Origin of the sequence: Nocardiopsis ganjiahuensis DSM 45031 (assembly GCF_000341085.1) — a bacterium.
GTDB lineage: Bacteria > Actinomycetota > Actinomycetes > Streptosporangiales > Streptosporangiaceae > Nocardiopsis > Nocardiopsis ganjiahuensis.
Genome location: NZ_ANBA01000006.1, coordinates 275,688 through 290,959, shown reverse-complemented (window position 1 = coordinate 290,959; position 15,272 = coordinate 275,688). Strand labels below are relative to the sequence as shown.

The window sequence follows — 15,272 nt, the reverse complement described above, 5'->3', positions numbered from 1 at the left end:
TCCCTCCGCTATTCCTACGCTGTTCAAAGGCGGGATCGGCGCCCTCCGGTAGTTGTCTTTGTACGTGGAGTTATTTTTTGGTTGCCGGGCTCGGAGTCCCGGGGTTCTGCTTGGGCCCCTTCTTGTGAAAAGTGGCGGTGAAGGGCGTTCTGTCGAGCTCTCGTCCGGAGAATTTCCCGTTCGGTGATGCGTTCGCGAACGTGAGATGTCATCGCGATTTGTTCGTCTACCTTTGGTTTCTCGCTGGCTGTGGAATTTCCTATTCGCCCGCCAGCGACCCGTGCCGACGCATGGGGTACTTTTATTCGGGAAGCCCGGGCTGGTTCGATCTTGAGTAGGTATGGGGACGTGGCCATCACTTCGGTTCAGAGGTTCCACGGTGACGATGACATCACCTTTCGAGTTCTGGGCCCTCTGGAGGTTCGCGGTCCGGTCGGGCTGATCCGGGTGCCGTCCGGGCGCCAGCAGACGGTGCTCAGCGCGCTTCTGCTGGACCTCAACCGCGTGGTCGCCACCGACCACCTCGTCGACACCCTCTGGGCGCACCAACCGCCCGAGACCGTCCGCACCCAGGTGCAGATCTGTGTGTCCCGCATCCGGGGCCTGCTCCAGCCCACCGGCGTCACCATCGAGACCCGCCCTCCCGGCTACCTGCTGGCGGCCGAGGCCGACACCGTGGACGCCCACGTGTTCCGGGCGCGCGTGCGGGAGGCGACCGACCTGATCCAGGAGGGCTGCCAGGAGGAGGCCGCGGCCGTGTTGCGTTCCTCCGTGAGCCTGTGGCGGGGACCCGCGTTCAGCGGCATCACGGCGGAGGGGCTCAGGGTCCGGGCCACGCACCTGGACGAGGAACGCATGGCGGCCATCGAGTCCTATCTCGGGATCGAGCTGACCCTGGGCCGGCACAACCACCTGATCGGCGAGATCAACACCCTGGTACAGGAGCACCCCCTGCGGGAGGGTCTGCGCGCCCAGCTGATGCTGGCCCTGTACCGGTCGGGGCGCCAGGCCGACGCCCTGGAGGCCTACCGGTCCGGTCGCGAGCTGCTGATCGACGAGCTGGGGCTCGAACCCGGTACCGACCTGCGCGAGCTGGAACAGCGCATCCTCGCGGGCGACGAGTCCCTGAGGGTCGCGCCGCCCTCCGTGGCGCTGGGGAACGCCGGGGGAGCGAGCCGGCAGGCCGAACCGCCCGCGCCCGCCCCGGCAGCCGTCGCCCCCTTCCAGCTGCCCACGGACACCGCGGACTTCGTCGGACGCACGGAGGTCACGCGAGCCGCGGAGCGGACCCTGGTCGAAGACCGCGGGAGGGTCGGTGTCGTCGTCCTGGTGGGGCGGCCCGGCGTGGGCAAGAGCTCCACCGCGGTCCACATCGCGCACCGGCTCGGCCCGGAACACTTCCCGGACGGCCAGCTCTACTGCGACATGCGCGCCATCCGGGACAACCCCCTCACGCCGGCTGACGCGCTCGGGCGCTTCCTGCGCGCTCTGGGGGTCCCCGGCCAGGCCATCCCGGACGACACCGACGAGCGGGCCGCCATGTACCGGGGCCTTCTGGCCACCCGGCGGGTCCTCGTGGTCCTCGACGACGCCGCCACGGAGACCCAGGTCCTCCCCCTCGTCCCTGCGGGCCCCGGGTGCGGAGTCGTCATCACGTCCCGCAGCAACCTCACCGGTGTGCCGGGTGCCTCCCTCGTGCAGATGGAGACACTCAGCGGTGACTCCTCGCTGAAGCTGCTCGAGCGGGTCCTCGGCGAGGAGCGGGTCGCCGCCGAGCCCGATGCTGCCCGTGCCCTGGTCCGGGCGGTCGGCAGACTGCCGCTGGCCCTGCGCATCGTGTCCGCCCGGCTGGCCGCCCGGCGGCACTGGTCGATCGCGTCGATGGTGGAACGCCTGGCCGACGAGAGCCACCGGCTGGACGAGCTCGCCCACGGCGACATGACCGTTCGGGCCAGTCTGTCGATGACCTTCGACGGTCTGGAGGACCAGGGCGCCCGGGCGTTCGGGCTCCTCGGCATGGTGGACGGCCCCACCATCCCGGTCTGGTCGGCGGCGGCCCTCCTGGACGACGGCCGCCCCTTCCCCTCGGACATCGTGGAGCCCCTGGTCGACGCCCACCTGCTCGACATCGTCGGGTCCGGTCTCAACGCCGAACCCGTCTACCGCTTCCACGACCTGGTCCGCGACTACTCCCGCGAACGGCTCCTCCAGGCGGAGGGCGACACCTCCCGCCGACAGGCCCTCCAACGTCTCATGGGGGGCTGGCTGGCGCTCCTGGACGCGGCCAACCGTGGGCTCGTGGGCGGTGACTACCTCCTGGTCCGGGGGGACTCCCCGCGCTGGAACCCGCCGAGGTCCTACGTCGAGCGGGTGACCGCCGACCCCTACGCCTGGCTGGAGGCGGAACGGGCCAACCTGCTGCACACCGTCTCCCAGGCCGTGGACGAGGGGCTGGACCAACACAGCTGGGAACTGACGGTCGGCGTCTCGATGTTCCTCATGCGGCGCGGCTACATGACCGATATCGCCGATCTGTACGACCGGGTCGAACCGCTGGTCCGGCGCGGCGGGGACCGCTTGGGGGCGGCGGCGATCGCGACCCATCTGGCCAGCCTGCTGAAGAGCCGCTACGACGACTCCACCCGCCGCGCCCAGCTGGAATGGGCACTGGGTGAGTACGTGGAGCTCGGCGAGGTGCGCGGTGAGGCGTCGGCCCGCATGCACCTCGCCTTCGCGGACCACCTCGCCGGGGACCACGACACCGCCCTGCGCGGCTGCGAGAAGGCGTTGAAGGGTTTCTCCTCGCTGGGTGACCTGGCCGGCCAGCGGCGCGGTCTGATGCTCTCGGGCTACCTGCGGATGCGGGCGGGGGACGTGGACGAGGGCCGACGCGAACTGGCGGAGGCGCTGTCTCTGGCCAAGGAGTGCGGGGACGTGCGCGCGCAGGCCCAGGTACTGGAGCAGGCGGCCCAGGCCGACACCCTCCTCGGCGACCTCGACCGGGCCGAGGAACGCCTGAACACGGCACTCGACCTGGTCAGGGACCTGGTCGACCCGCTGGGGGAGGCGAAGGTCCTCCTGGAACTGAGCCGCGTCCACCTGGCACGGGGACGGGTGGACGCGGCTCGGGCGGCGCTGGAACGGACCCGGGAACTCGGGGAGCAGCTGCGGCACGAACGCTGGATCCGGGTGGCGGACCGGGCACTGGCGGACCTCTCCGCGCAGAAGATCTGATCCCGGACGTCTTACCCTTCCCACGGGTCGCTGTTGGGGCAGCTGGGGAGAATGTTGCCGACGGTGCCGCAGACGCTCCCCACCACGTCGGGCAGGAGGACCGTGCCGATCCCGGTCGGGAGCGCGTCCACGGCCGAGGCCGAGGCGGGGGACGCCGCCGCGGCGGAGAGCACGAAGGCGGTGGCGAGGGTGGCGACGACGGTGGTGGCCTGCTTGACGATCCGCATGGAGAACTCCTGATGTGGGGGAAGCCTGCTCCCGTGCTTTCGGGATGACCACATCCTGTGGCAGAAGCGTCGAAAAGGTTTATCGTCGAGCTATTCGCCGGATGTCCCGGTCCGCGTTCTTTCCGATAGCCGCCGGGATAGCGGGATAACGGAGCGAAAAGTCCGAGGTGGCGGGGTGTCCGCGGCTCCGCCGGCCGTGCCTGGGATGGCAGGGATCGGTATTTCCCCAGCTCAGGGCGGTATTTCCGGGCCGTTCGAGGGCGGGATAGGGCAGGGATAGCTGTCGGATGTCACCTGCGGCGAGGATCGGGACCAGTCGGAAGCACGAATACGTCCCTTGGTCAGGTAACTACTGGTCGCCCTCGAACGCGGAGTGAAAATGAACGACCTTCCCATGGTGCAGACCCTCGGAGAGTGCCGTGTCGGCGGTCAGCCCGTCCGGCACCGCAGAGCCGTGGAGCTGGCCGCCGCACTCGTGCTCTCGGGCGGATCCGCTCCGCGCGACTGGCTCCTGTCCGTCCTCTTCGAAGGGGAGGCCTCTCCCTCCAGCCTTCCCACGCTGGCGATGAGGGCCCGCAAGCTCGGGGTCGAGATCCAGTACGAACGCGAGATCGGCGCCTACCGGATCGACGAGGACGTCCGCTGCGATGTCGCGGAGTTCCTCTTCCTCCTCTCCCAGGGGTACCTCGCCCAGGCCCTGGAGATGTACAAGGGGCCGTTCATGGCCCGGAGCACGAGCCCGTTCGCCGTCCAGACACGGGCCCAGCTGGAGCGGCACATCGTGCGCTCGGTGGTCGAATGCGACGACATCCGGCTGGTCGAGGCCGCGGACAGGGTGGTCACCTCCCCCGAACTCACCCGGGAGCTCGCGCGCCGGGGAGCGCAACGGGTCTCCGTGTCCGTGACGCGTCGCGCGGTGCCGGCGGCCGCGAAAGCGGTGGGATAGGGACCCGGGTCCGGGTCCGGGGCCGGGCCCCAGGCCCCGGACAGGCGAACGGGCCCACGGATGATCACCGTGGGCCCGGAGAAGGGACAGGGTCTCAGGCTCCGCGACCGGGTCAGGGAGCGCCCAGCATCAGCACGGAGGGGACGCGCTCCGGAAGGGCCAGGCGCAGGAGGTTGTAGCCGATGCCCGAACGGCCGTACATCAGGCCGAGGGAGGCCTGGGTGTCCAGCGGGGCGATCCGCCAGCCGTGCGTCCGGCCGCGCGCGCACAGCGCCGCGACCACACGGCGCAGCCGAACGGTCGCCCCGGTGTCGTTCCGGTGTTCGGCCGCCGCCAGCAGGAACTCCAGGTTCCCCAGGTCTCCGTGGCACAGGCCGTTGTCCCCGGCGGAACGGAAGACGCCGGGGGAGGGGAAGTGCAGGGCGGTGAGCTCGCCCTCGACGACGGCGAGGTCCTCCGTCGCCATGGACCGCGCGGACGGGACGGCAGAGGACTCCAGGAGGGCGATCCTCGACAACCCGATGCCGGTGACGCCCCGGCACCAGGACGGATCCATGGAGGGCGCCCGCCTGAGCAGCCCGTGCTCGTGCCGGAGCAGTTCCTCCAGGGCCTCCTGGTAGCGGGGAGAGGGCGCCGCGGAGTCGAGGCACAGGAGCGCGTGGACGACGCCGGTCGTCCCGGCGACCATACCCGGCCGGAATCCGGAGAGGGGGCCGGTACGGGTCTCGGCCGGTCCTCGCGTGCCGATCCGGTCCAGTGCGCCGAGCTGGTCCAGAAGTCTCGACGCGGCCTGCCGTGCCACGTCCAGGGCCTCGGAACCGGGGTGGACGGCGTGCACCGACAGCGCTGCCAGAACCGTTCCGGCGAGCCCTCCGCCGAGCTCCTCACGGGCGCCCCGGTCGACGCACCGCCGCAGTGCGGTCAGACCGACCTCCATGACGCCCGGCCACTCCCGGGCGCCGTGGACCGCGTAGGCGTGCGCGAGGTGGTACACCGCTCCGCCGATCTGGCCGAGAAGACCCGGATCGGGGGCGTCCGCACCCCCGTGCTCCGTCCGCCGGTCCGCCGAACGGGCCATCTGGAGCACCTGGCGGGCAGTGCTCCGTGCGGAGCGCTCCCCGGCCCTCCCCGCGTCGCGGTCCCCGGTCACCTCGTGGAGCCGGGTCAGGAACAGGCCCACCCCCGCCGAGTCGGAGCACAGGCGGAAGGAGTCCGGCGCGCTCTTGCCGAGGAGCCCGCGGGCGATCTCCAGGGAGGAGGCCACCGACTCCTCCACACCGGCGGGCGGGTCGGTCAGGGCCAGCGTGTGCGCGTCACCGGGGCGGGGTGTCGGCGGCTCGGCGGCGCGCCGCAGAGAGGTGACCCGATCGCTCAGGTCGTGTCCGCTCAGGGAGAGCAGGCGCTGCCGCACCGTCTCCGCCGGCGGTCGGTCGAGGACGTCGGGCAGGAGGTGGCCCCTGCTGTCCTCGAGGTCCGTGGATCCCGCGACCCCGCTGAAATGGGGCAGGTCGCCGTTGCGCAGGTCGGTCATCTCGGAGGGGATCAGGGCCTCCCAGGGCTGGTCGCCGTCCGCGCCCGACGCCACCCGGGCCAGGACCCGGTCCCGGTCCCGCCCGTCCCTGAGGAACTCCGGCCGGTCGCCCTCCGCCAACAGGGCCGTGTACAGCGACTCCGGGTACAGGACCTGCCGCAGCTGCGCGGAGTCCAGGTGGCGCAGGGGTCCCCGCTCGGACAACCAGGTGCTCCGGTCGCCGAAGAGGGACCGGTAGGTGAGGACGAACCCGGCCTCGAAGGCTTCGCTGTGGTCGCTCGGGTCGAACTCGGCGCCGTCGGCGTACGGGCGGTGCCGACCGGGATCGGGTTCGTCGTCGAGTCCCTCGTCGGGGTCCTCCTCGTCGGTCCCCTCGTGGTCGGCGCCCTGATCCCCGGACGCTCCGTCGCGGAGCCCACCGGTTTCCGGACCGGGGTCCGCCGACCGGTCCGGTCCGGTCCACGTCCCCCTGAGGATCTCCTCGGCGTCGACCAGCACCGGGTGGGACCCGGAGGCGATCACGTTCGCCTGGTCCGGAGGACCGCCGCTCAGGGCGTGGGAGAGCGCGTGGACCGCGCCCAGCCGCCAGTAGAAGGCGTCCGCCTCCTCCCGGGGGCAGGGCAGGTGCTCGACGAACTCGGACCATCCGTGGCGCCCGCGCCCCAGGACACGGGGGGCGGTGATGCGGTGGGCGGGGCCGCGGGCGTTGAACCACTCGACGATCCTGCCCCAGGTCTCCTGGGCGTCGAGCGACCACGGCCGGTGCACGAGGCGGGTGTCGCCGAAGGAGGCCACGGCGGTGCGCAGGCCGCCGCGACGGCGGTCGTAACCCGAACCGAAGTCGACCTCGGTGAGCTCGCCGAGGCCGGATCCGTTCAGGGCGTCCAACCCGGTGAGGTCCTCGACCAGGTGTTCGGCGAACTCCGCGCGGGTCCGCGCCCAGCGGTACAGGAGGTCGTCGACGCGGTGCAGCAGCACGACGTACTCCGCCCACAACTCGCGCTGGAAGCCGTCCTCGGGGAGCAGGCGCAGGTAGGCGAGGAAGCGCTCCTCGCTCCGGTCGCCGTCGACCCGCCCGCTGATCTGGGCGACGTTCATCTCCATCATCATGGTCGAGGTCATCGCCAGGCTGAGCTCCTCGACCGGCCAGTCGCGGGCGAGCAGGTGGGGCAGCCGCGCGATCCGGGCGTCGTGCCCGTGCAGGATGAGCTCCACCCTGGCGTGCAGGGCGCGCTGGTAGCCGTGGACCAGGTCCAGGGCGGGCCTGAGGAACCCCATGGAGTCGGCGCGGGCCAGATGGGGCTCGCGGTCGGACGCGGTCTCACGGCCCAACGCCAGGTGCAGGTCGGCCCTGCGCACCCACTCGGGTGTCTCGGCCTCCGGGGGCGGGCCGTCGTTCTCGACGATCCCGCGGAAGTCCTCTGCGGCCAGGCCCAGGGCCGACACGGCACCGCGCACCCCGTTCCGGCCGAATTCCTCCACCCATCTGCGATAGGCGTGCGCGTCCGAGGGGGCGCCCTCGGCACGCGGGTGCACACGGGAGCTGAGGTCCAAGGCGTTGTGCCAGGGAAGCTCGGCCACCGTCCACGTATTTGCCATGATGATCTCCTGCCCTTTCCCGAGCCCTTCCGGCGGGTTCTCCGACGTGGGGCCTTTCTTTGCCACGAATCCTCGCCCCGGCGCTTCACACCGGGCTCACGCGGCGCGGTCGGGGGATAGGCCAGGGATAACCGGGGGATCGCGGCCGGTGCGATGGTCGGGGTCCAGGACCGGTCCAGGTGCGGCTCGGCCCCCGGAAGAGGAGACGGAGATGGCTGAGAGGATCGAGGTCGCGACACTGGGCCGGTGCACCGTCGGCGGGGTCGCGGTGGCGAGCCGGCGGGCGGTCGAGCTGGCGGCGCTGCTGGCGTTGCAGGGCGGGCGCGCCCACCGGGACTGGGCGCTGGTGAGTCTGTTCGAGACCGCCCCGGCGCCGTCGAGCCTGCCGACACTGGCGATGAGGGCTCGGAAGGCGGGGATACCGGTCCGGTACGAGCGCCTCCGCGGCTGCTACCGCCTGGAGAAGGGCGCGGTCTTCGACGTGGTCCGGGTGCTGAAACTCCTGGACCAGGACCGGGTGCGCGAGGCCCTGGACCTCTACAAGGGGCCCTTCCTCCCCAAGAGCGGCAGCCCGTTCGCAGTGCGGACCCGCGCCAACCTGGAGGACCGTATCGTGCGGGCCGTGGTGGAGACGGGGGACGTCTCACTGATGACCAGGGCCGACCGCCTGGTCAAGCATCCCGTGCTGAGCGAGGAGCTGGTGCGCGGGGGCGCTGACACCGCCACGGTGTCGCTGAGCCGGACCTGGCTGTCGGTTCTGAAGGCCGTGGGCTGACCGGGAGCCCCTGACCCGAAGGACACGGGTCACGAAGGACACGGGTCACGAAGGACACGGGCAGGGCCTGAAGGAGCGGCCCTGCCCGTGTCCGCGGTCCGGCTCCGAGCCGAAGCGCCGTCCGGTCCCCCTCCGGTACGGGAACGCCTGAGTGAGCACCTCGGACCACCGTGAGGCGGACCTTCCGGGTGCTCTTCTCAGCGATCTCGGCGCGTGTGCGGCCGGGTGCCCCGGACCGCCGTGAGGCGGACCTTCCGGGCATCCCCGCCAGGTGCTCGCGCCTGTTGGTCATTCGGGGACGCGATGGGCCGGGAAAGCGGTGGGGCAGCGGTGGGCAGGGCTGCACGTGGGTCTCGGGTCGGCGTGGTGGGTGACGGTGCCTCCCCTCCTTCTGGACACCATCCTCGTCGGCCCTCTTCGCATGTCCTTCACACCGCTCGCGGTGTCCGCGAGGTCCCGCCTTCCTCCCCGGCCGCCTGCGGTGACCTGTCCGGATGTGGTCATTTCCGGGGTCGCTCCCACCCTGCGTGACCGGTCGTGAACAGGGCGGAGGCGCCTTCCGGTGGGAGCCGGGAGCGCTGCGGGTCCTGTACCGGAAGGGTTCCGTGACCCGGAGTTGACCACGTCCGGGGAGCCTGGACCCGGCCGGACCGGTTCACACCTTGTGAAAGGGACACCCCCAGTGAACAGTGCACCCCCCGCCCGGGAGACCCCCGGGAAAAAGGCGAGACCCCCGATGGGCCGGGACTTCAACCGGTTCTGGGCGGGCAGCCTGTCCAGCAACCTCGGCGACGGGATGATGCTCGTCGCCCTGCCGCTGGTGGCGGCGATGCTCACCAACGACCCCCTGCTGGTGGCCGGGTTGACCGCGGTCCGGTTCCTGCCCTGGCTGTTGGTCGGCCTGTTCGCCGGCGTGGTGGTGGACCGGGTCGACCGGGTGCGCCTGATGGTGCTGACCAACCTCGGCCGGGGCGGCGCGCTCGTCGTCCTCTCCCTGTTGATCCTCACCGGGAACGCCTCGATCTGGGCGCTGTACGCGGTCATGTTCACCGTGATGGTCTGCGAGGTGTTCTACGACCTCGCCGGGCACGCGATGCTGCCGGACATCGCGCCGGCCGGTGCGATCGACCGGGCCAACAGCCGCCTGGTCGGCGGTCAGACGGTCACGCAGCAGTTCGCCGGCGGTCCCATCGCGGGTTTCCTGTTCGCGGTGGCGGCGTTCCTGCCGCTGGCGGTCAACGCCGGGGCCTACGTCCTGGGCGCGCTGGTCCTGCTCGGCCTGCCGCTCGCGGTGCGCCGCCCCCGGAGCCCCGAGGGTGAGGCGGCCGAACCGGATGGCGGGGCCGGGAAGGGGAACGGGAAGGGCGCGGTGCGCTCGGTCTTCGCCGACATCGGCGAAGGGCTGGCCTTCGTCTTCCGCGGCAGCTCCCTGGGGCCGATCCTGGCGTTCAACGTGGTCATGAACATGGCGTTCGTCGCCCAGTCCGCGGTCATGGTGCTCCTGGTCCGCGAGCACTTCGGGGTGCCCGCCGCCCTCTACGGCGTCTTCCTGGGCACCTCCGCGGTGGGCGCGCTCCTGGGCGCGTCCACGGTGAGCCGGATCGTGGGCCGGATCGGCCGGTTCCGCACGGAGATGGTGCTCTTCACCCTGGCGTCCGTCTCCTGCGTGGCCTTCGGTCTCTCCCCCAACGCCTACGTGGCCGCCGTGGCCTGGACGGTGATCGGCTTCGCGCTGACCTCGTCCAACGTCGTGATGATCAGCGCCATCCAGCTGATCGTCCCCGGCGCGCAGATGGGCCGGGTCATGTCCTGCATCCAGGTGTCCGGTGCGGGGTTCTCCCCGATCGGCGCGCTGCTGGGCGGGATGCTCGGCCGGGTCGAGCTGTACTACGTGCCGGTGGCCGCGGGCGCGGTCGTCTTCGGCGCCCTGCTCCTCTCCGCCTCCGCCCTGCGCCGGGTCACCGCCCAGGCCGACGAACGCGAGGCCGAACAGCTGGCCGCTGCCGCGCGCGGGAGCACGGTCTCCGAGGCCGGTGAGAGCGCCGTCTCCGAAGGGGACGAGGGCGCCGCCGAAGAAGAGAACCGGTCATGACCAGGGTGAACACAGGGATGAGCGGGGCAGGGACAAAGGTGGAAAAAAACTTCGGGAAGGGTGTCGAATCGGCGTCGACCCGTTCGACGTACAGGTGAGAGCGGGGAACAGACCCCGCGCAGCACCCGGAAGAGGACGATCATGCGTTACCTGATGTCGATCATGAGCACCCCCGAGACCGAGGCCCGGGACTGGGGGCCCGCGCCCGAGGTCTACGAGGCGATGGGCGCCTACAACGAGGAGATGGCCAAGGCCGGGGTCCTGCTCACCGGAGAGGGGCTCACACCCACCGCCGAGGGCGCCGAGGTGGTCTTCCGCGACGGTGAGGCCACGGTCGTCGACGGCCCCTTCACCGAGGCCAAGGAGTTCATCGCCGGGTACTGGGTCATCCAGGTGTCCTCGCACGCCGAGGCCGTGGAGTGGGCCAAGCGGTGCCCGCACCCGCCCAAGGGCGACCCGACCGAGATGAAGCTCCAGCTGCGCCGGATCGGTGAGCTGGAGGACATGGAGGGCATGTCCGAGGAGCTCAAGGAGCGCGAGTGGAACCTGCGCGCCCAGCAGGAGAATCTCAACAGCTGAGCCGGGATTCGGCGAAACGCTGTTGCGCGGTGTGGCCCGTGGTGCTGAGATGGTGCCGTGGGCCACACCGGCGTCGAGAGCGAGGTGGAGGCGGTCTGGCGCATCGAGTCGGCCCGCCTCGTCGCCGCGCTCACCAGGATGGTCGGCGACGTCCGACTCGCCGAGGAGTTCGCCCAGGACGCCCTGGTCAGCGCCCTGGAGAAGTGGCCCGAGGAGGGTGTTCCCCGCAGCCCCGGTGCCTGGCTGACCACCGTCGCCCGCCGCCGCGTGCTCGACCGCTGGCGGCGCGACGAACGCTTCCGGGACCGCATGGTGGAACTCGGCCGCGAGATCGCCGAACGCGACGGGCAGGCCGAGTTCGACGCCGTCCTGGAGGAGGACTACGGCGACGACCTCCTCAAACTCATGTTCGTGTGCTGCCACCCGGTGCTGTCCACCCCGGCGCGGACCGCGCTCACCCTGCGACTGCTCGGCGGGCTCACCACCGACGAGATCGCCCGCGCCTTCCTCGTGCCCGAGGCCACCGTCGCCCAGCGCGTGGTGCGGGCCAAACGCACCCTCGCCCGCAAGAAGGTCCGGTTCGAGGTGCCGGTCGGACCGGATCGCGACGCCCGGCTCTCAGATGTCCTCGAAGTCCTGTATCTGGTCTTCAACGAGGGGTACACGGCCACCTCGGGGGAGCGCTGGCTGCGCCCCGAACTGTGCGAGGAGGCCATGCGCCTGGGCCGGATCCTCGCGGAACTGCTGCCCAAGGAGCCCGAGGTGCACGGGCTGCTCGCGCTGATGGAACTCCAGGCCTCCCGGTTCCGCGCCCGAACCGGACCCGACGGCGAACCGATTCCCCTCGCCGAACAGGACCGCTCCCGCTGGGACCGGCTGCTCATCGGCCGGGGCCTGGCCGGGCTGCGCCGCTCCCTGCCGACCGACCCCGCCCGGCCCCGGGGCGTCTACTCCCTCCAGGCGGGCATCGCCGCCGAGCACGCGGTCGCCGTTCGGACCGAGGACACCGACTGGCACGGGATCGCCGCACTCTACGAGGCCCTGGTCCGGCGCACCGGGTCACCCGTGGTCGAGCTCAACCGGGCGGTGGCCGTGTCCATGGCGCTCGGCCCGGGCGCCGCCCTGGGCATCGTCGACGCCCTGCTCGGGGTCAAGTCCCTGGCTGACTACCACCTGCTCCCTGCGGTCCGCGCCGACCTGCTGGAACGCCTGGGCCGCACCGACGAGGCCCGTTCCGAGTACGAACGCGCCGCCGGCCTCACCCGCAACGAGCGTGAACGCGAACTCCTCCTGGAGCGCGCCCGGACCTGAACGGCCAGGAGTGCCCCGCTGCCCTGCGAGCGCAGGGCCGGTTCTGCTGTGGGCAGGCAACCCTGGTGCTCGGTGTCCTCGGACGCCAGACTGTCCGCATGACAAGACTTCTGGTTCTGGGCGGTACCGAGTTCGTGGGGCGCGCGGTCGTGGAGGAGGCGCTCTCCCGAGGCTGGGAGGTCACCGTCTTCCACCGGGGGAGGCACGAGGCCCCCGCGGGGGTGGAGGCCCGCCACGGCGACCGGACCGAGCCGGGTGGCCTGGCCTCGCTGGAGACGGGGGAGTGGGACCACGTCGTCGACACCTGGTCGGGCAAGCCCTCGGCGGTGACCGCCACGGCCCGGCTGCTCGAGGGCCGCGTCGGCCACTACGCCTACGTCTCCAGCCGTTCCGTGTACGTCTTCCCGACCGGACCCGGCCGGGACGAGGAAGCGCCGGTCGTGGAGTCCTCGCTCGACAACGACGGCACCGACTACGCGCGGGCCAAGCGCGGCGGCGAGATGGCCGCCGAGGCGGTCTTCGGCGATCGCGCCCTGTTCATCCGGTCCGGGGCCATCCTCGGCCCGTACGAGAACATCGGCCGCCTGCCCTGGTGGCTGAACCGGATCGCCCGTGGCGGCCCCGTCCTGGCGCCGGGGCCGCGTGATCTGCCGATCCAGTACATCGACGTCCGCGATCAGGCCGTCTGGACCCTCGGCGCCGCCGAGAAGGGCCTGGTCGGGCCGTACAACATGGTCAGCCCGCCCGGCCACACCACCATGGAGGGCCTCCTGACCGCGTGCAAGGAGGCCACCGGCTCCGACGCGGAGCTCCGGTGGACCGCCCCCGAGGTCATCGAGGAAGCGGGGATCAAGCCCTGGACGGAGCTTCCGGTCTGGCTGCCCCCGGGCGAGCTGCACGAGACCCTGTACCAGGGCAACGTCGACAAGGCGCTCGCCACCGGACTGGACTGCCGTCCGGTGGCCGAGACCGTCGCCGACACCTGGAAGTGGCTGCGCTCCCTCGGCGGCGAGGCCCCCCAGCGCCCCGACCGGCCCCAGGTCGGCCTGGACCCCGAGGTCGAGGCCCGCGTCCTGGGCCTGTGACCCCGACCCGTTCGAGCCCTCCCGGGCGGGTCAGCGGCCGTATCGCTTGAGGCCGTCGGTGTTCAGGGTGACCCCGACCCCGGGGATCTCGACGGTGTGCCCGTAGCCGAGCGTGGCGATGCTGCGGTACCTTCCGCCCTCGGGCTCGCTGTGGACCGTGACGCTGTCGTCGTCGCGGTCCACGAGCAGGTAGACGCCGATGCCGCAGGCGGCGTAGGCATGGGCCCTCTCGGCCCGGTCGTGTGCGTTGGTGTCGGAGTCCCATGACGTGACCTCGACGACCACCAGAACCCCTGCCGGGTCAGCCCACTCACCCTGTCCGGCGAAGTGGTCGACCGGTGCGAGGATGCCGTCCGGGCGTGCACGGCCCTTGCGGTAGGAGTCCACCTTCAAGCCCTGGCCGGTGACGTTCAGGTCCAGGTCCGCGCGCTGGACCATGAACTGGCGCTTGACTTCCTCCTCCTCGTGAACGGGGAGGATTCCCACCACACCCCAGCGGGTCTGGTGGGTGCTGTGGGCCTTGCGGCTACAGCTGGTTCCTACTTCGTTGACATGGCATCCCAGAGGTCTCCGTAGGCTGGCACGGTTCACCCGTCAGGGTTAGTCCATCCGCGCTTTTTGGTGTTCTTGGCCGCGTTCACGTCCGCGTGATCTGTGTGTCGGCAGTGGGTGCACCGAAATTTCGCTTGGCTCTCGCGGGATCTCGGGTCCACGTGCTGACACTCGAAGCAGGTCTGCGAGGTGTAGGCGGGGTTGACTTCGACGATCCGGGTGCCGGTGCGGCGGGCCTGGTTCTGACAGGCCACCTTGAAGCCGTACCAGCCCTTGTCCAGGATGGCGCGGTTCAGCCCTGCCTTCTGTCGAACATGCCGCCCCGGCTTGTCGGTGGTGCCCTTGGCCGAGCGGGTCATGTTGGCGGTGTTGAGCTTCTCCAGCACCACGACGGAGTTCTTGGCGCACAGCACATGAGCGGTCTGGGCGTTGAAATCCGTGCGCCGGTCGCGGACCCGGCCGGTGAGCCTGGCCAGCGCGGTTTTGGTCTTGGCCCGGTTGGCCGAACCCTTGCGCTGACGGGACAGGCGGCGCCGCATCCGGACCTCACGCTCGGCTTCTTTGAGGGTGTGGAAGGTGGGGTCGAACAGGTCACCGTCGGAGGTGGCCACCGCGACCATCACGCCCCGGTCCACCCCCACCACCGAGTCGGGTACCTGGTGCTGGTCGGGTGTGTGCTGACCGTCCTCGCACAGCAGGGAGAGGAACCAGTGGGCGCCCTGGCGCGAGAGGGTGGCAGAGCGCACGGTACCGCGTGGCGGGCGGGACCAGCGGAAGCGCACCCACCCGAGCTTGGGGAGTTTCACCTGCCCCCATTTGCGGCCCAGCCGCTCCACCCGGATCTGTTTCGGGTCGGGGAAGCGGAAGGAGGGCTTCCAGCGGCCTTTGGCCCGGAAATTGACCTTGCGGACACCGTGCTCCCGGCAGGCCCGCTCCAGGTCCCTCAGGGTCTGTTGGAGGATGTGGGAGGGAGTAGCTGTGAGCCAGGGCTACGACGTTCGGAGGACAAACGGCTGACACCGCCCTGAAGAACAGGGTCAGCGCCGCCAACAAACCAGATCAACCACATGAGGATCGCGTTGTGGTCGCTGTCGGGCACGGTCCGGGTCTCCATCTGGCCGTTGAGGTACTCGAGCGTGACATCCTCACGGGCAGCAGCCTGGGCGATGACCTCGAACTGTTCGACACTCAGCTTCTCGGCGGCGGGTCTGGGCGAGGAGTGTTCGAGCCCGGTCATGGTGTGCGGCCCGTTCCGGTGTGGGCACGGGTCCCGGAACGCGGCGTCCGGGCACCAGACGACAAGGCTGGCCCCCTCGGCGCCGGGGTTCGTGGCACACCGGT

The 15,272-nt window shown here is 71.1% G+C and carries 11 protein-coding genes and 1 pseudogene; 7 read left to right on the top strand and 5 right to left on the bottom strand.

Features of this window, described 5'->3' with window-relative positions; genetic code table 11:
• The first annotated feature begins 348 nt into the window (after positions 1 to 348).
• Complete coding sequence (locus D458_RS37865) at positions 349 to 3,234, top strand: AfsR/SARP family transcriptional regulator (protein WP_017585939.1); 2,886 nt, start codon at positions 349 to 351, stop codon at positions 3,232 to 3,234.
• A gap of 11 nt (positions 3,235 to 3,245) precedes the next feature.
• Here the strand turns inward: D458_RS37865 and D458_RS0106625 are convergent, their stop codons facing one another.
• Complete coding sequence (locus tag D458_RS0106625; protein WP_017585938.1) at positions 3,246 to 3,461, bottom strand: hypothetical protein; 216 nt, start codon at positions 3,459 to 3,461, stop codon at positions 3,246 to 3,248.
• A 379-nt stretch (positions 3,462 to 3,840) separates the two neighbouring features.
• Between D458_RS0106625 and D458_RS0106620 the strand changes: the two genes are divergently transcribed.
• Positions 3,841 to 4,407, top strand: coding sequence for a hypothetical protein (locus D458_RS0106620; protein ID WP_017585937.1), 567 nt, complete (start codon positions 3,841 to 3,843; stop codon positions 4,405 to 4,407).
• Positions 4,408 to 4,519: 112 nt separating this feature from the next.
• Here the strand turns inward: D458_RS0106620 and D458_RS0106615 are convergent, their stop codons facing one another.
• Positions 4,520 to 7,537 (bottom strand): type 2 lanthipeptide synthetase LanM family protein, encoded by a 3,018-nt coding sequence (locus D458_RS0106615; protein ID WP_239647902.1) that lies wholly within the window; start codon positions 7,535 to 7,537, stop codon positions 4,520 to 4,522.
• Positions 7,538 to 7,748: 211 nt separating this feature from the next.
• Between D458_RS0106615 and D458_RS0106610 the strand changes: the two genes are divergently transcribed.
• The 5 genes from D458_RS0106610 (at position 7,749) to D458_RS0106590 (ending at position 13,379) form a co-directional block, all read left to right on the top strand.
• On the top strand, positions 7,749 to 8,312 hold the full coding sequence (locus D458_RS0106610; RefSeq protein ID WP_017585935.1) for a hypothetical protein: 564 nt from the start codon (positions 7,749 to 7,751) through the stop codon (positions 8,310 to 8,312).
• A 736-nt stretch (positions 8,313 to 9,048) separates the two neighbouring features.
• Positions 9,049 to 10,404: an MFS transporter gene (locus D458_RS0106605; RefSeq protein WP_017585934.1), complete on the top strand. Its 1,356-nt coding sequence runs from the start codon at positions 9,049 to 9,051 to the stop codon at positions 10,402 to 10,404.
• 141 nt (positions 10,405 to 10,545) lie between these two features.
• Positions 10,546 to 10,983, top strand: coding sequence for a YciI family protein (locus tag D458_RS0106600; RefSeq protein WP_017585933.1), 438 nt, complete (start codon positions 10,546 to 10,548; stop codon positions 10,981 to 10,983).
• A gap of 57 nt (positions 10,984 to 11,040) precedes the next feature.
• Positions 11,041 to 12,294, top strand: a complete 1,254-nt coding sequence (locus tag D458_RS0106595) for an RNA polymerase sigma factor (RefSeq protein ID WP_017585932.1) — start codon at positions 11,041 to 11,043, stop codon at positions 12,292 to 12,294.
• A gap of 98 nt (positions 12,295 to 12,392) precedes the next feature.
• On the top strand, positions 12,393 to 13,379 hold the full coding sequence (locus D458_RS0106590; protein ID WP_017585931.1) for an NAD-dependent epimerase/dehydratase family protein: 987 nt from the start codon (positions 12,393 to 12,395) through the stop codon (positions 13,377 to 13,379).
• A gap of 30 nt (positions 13,380 to 13,409) precedes the next feature.
• On the opposite strand, the pseudogene D458_RS0106585 reads toward D458_RS0106590, so the two are convergent.
• The 3 genes and pseudogenes from D458_RS0106585 to D458_RS37385 all read right to left on the bottom strand — a co-directional run.
• Positions 13,410 to 13,826: pseudogene (locus D458_RS0106585) on the bottom strand (Uma2 family endonuclease); the annotation flags it as partial.
• Between the two features lie 140 nt (positions 13,827 to 13,966).
• Positions 13,967 to 14,869 (bottom strand): RNA-guided endonuclease InsQ/TnpB family protein, encoded by a 903-nt coding sequence (locus tag D458_RS33080; protein ID WP_239647905.1) that lies wholly within the window; start codon positions 14,867 to 14,869, stop codon positions 13,967 to 13,969.
• 5 nt (positions 14,870 to 14,874) lie between these two features.
• A complete protein-coding gene (locus D458_RS37385; protein WP_017585928.1) occupies positions 14,875 to 15,168 on the bottom strand; it encodes a hypothetical protein in 294 nt (97 codons plus the stop codon).
• Between the last annotated feature and the right edge of the window lie 104 nt (positions 15,169 to 15,272).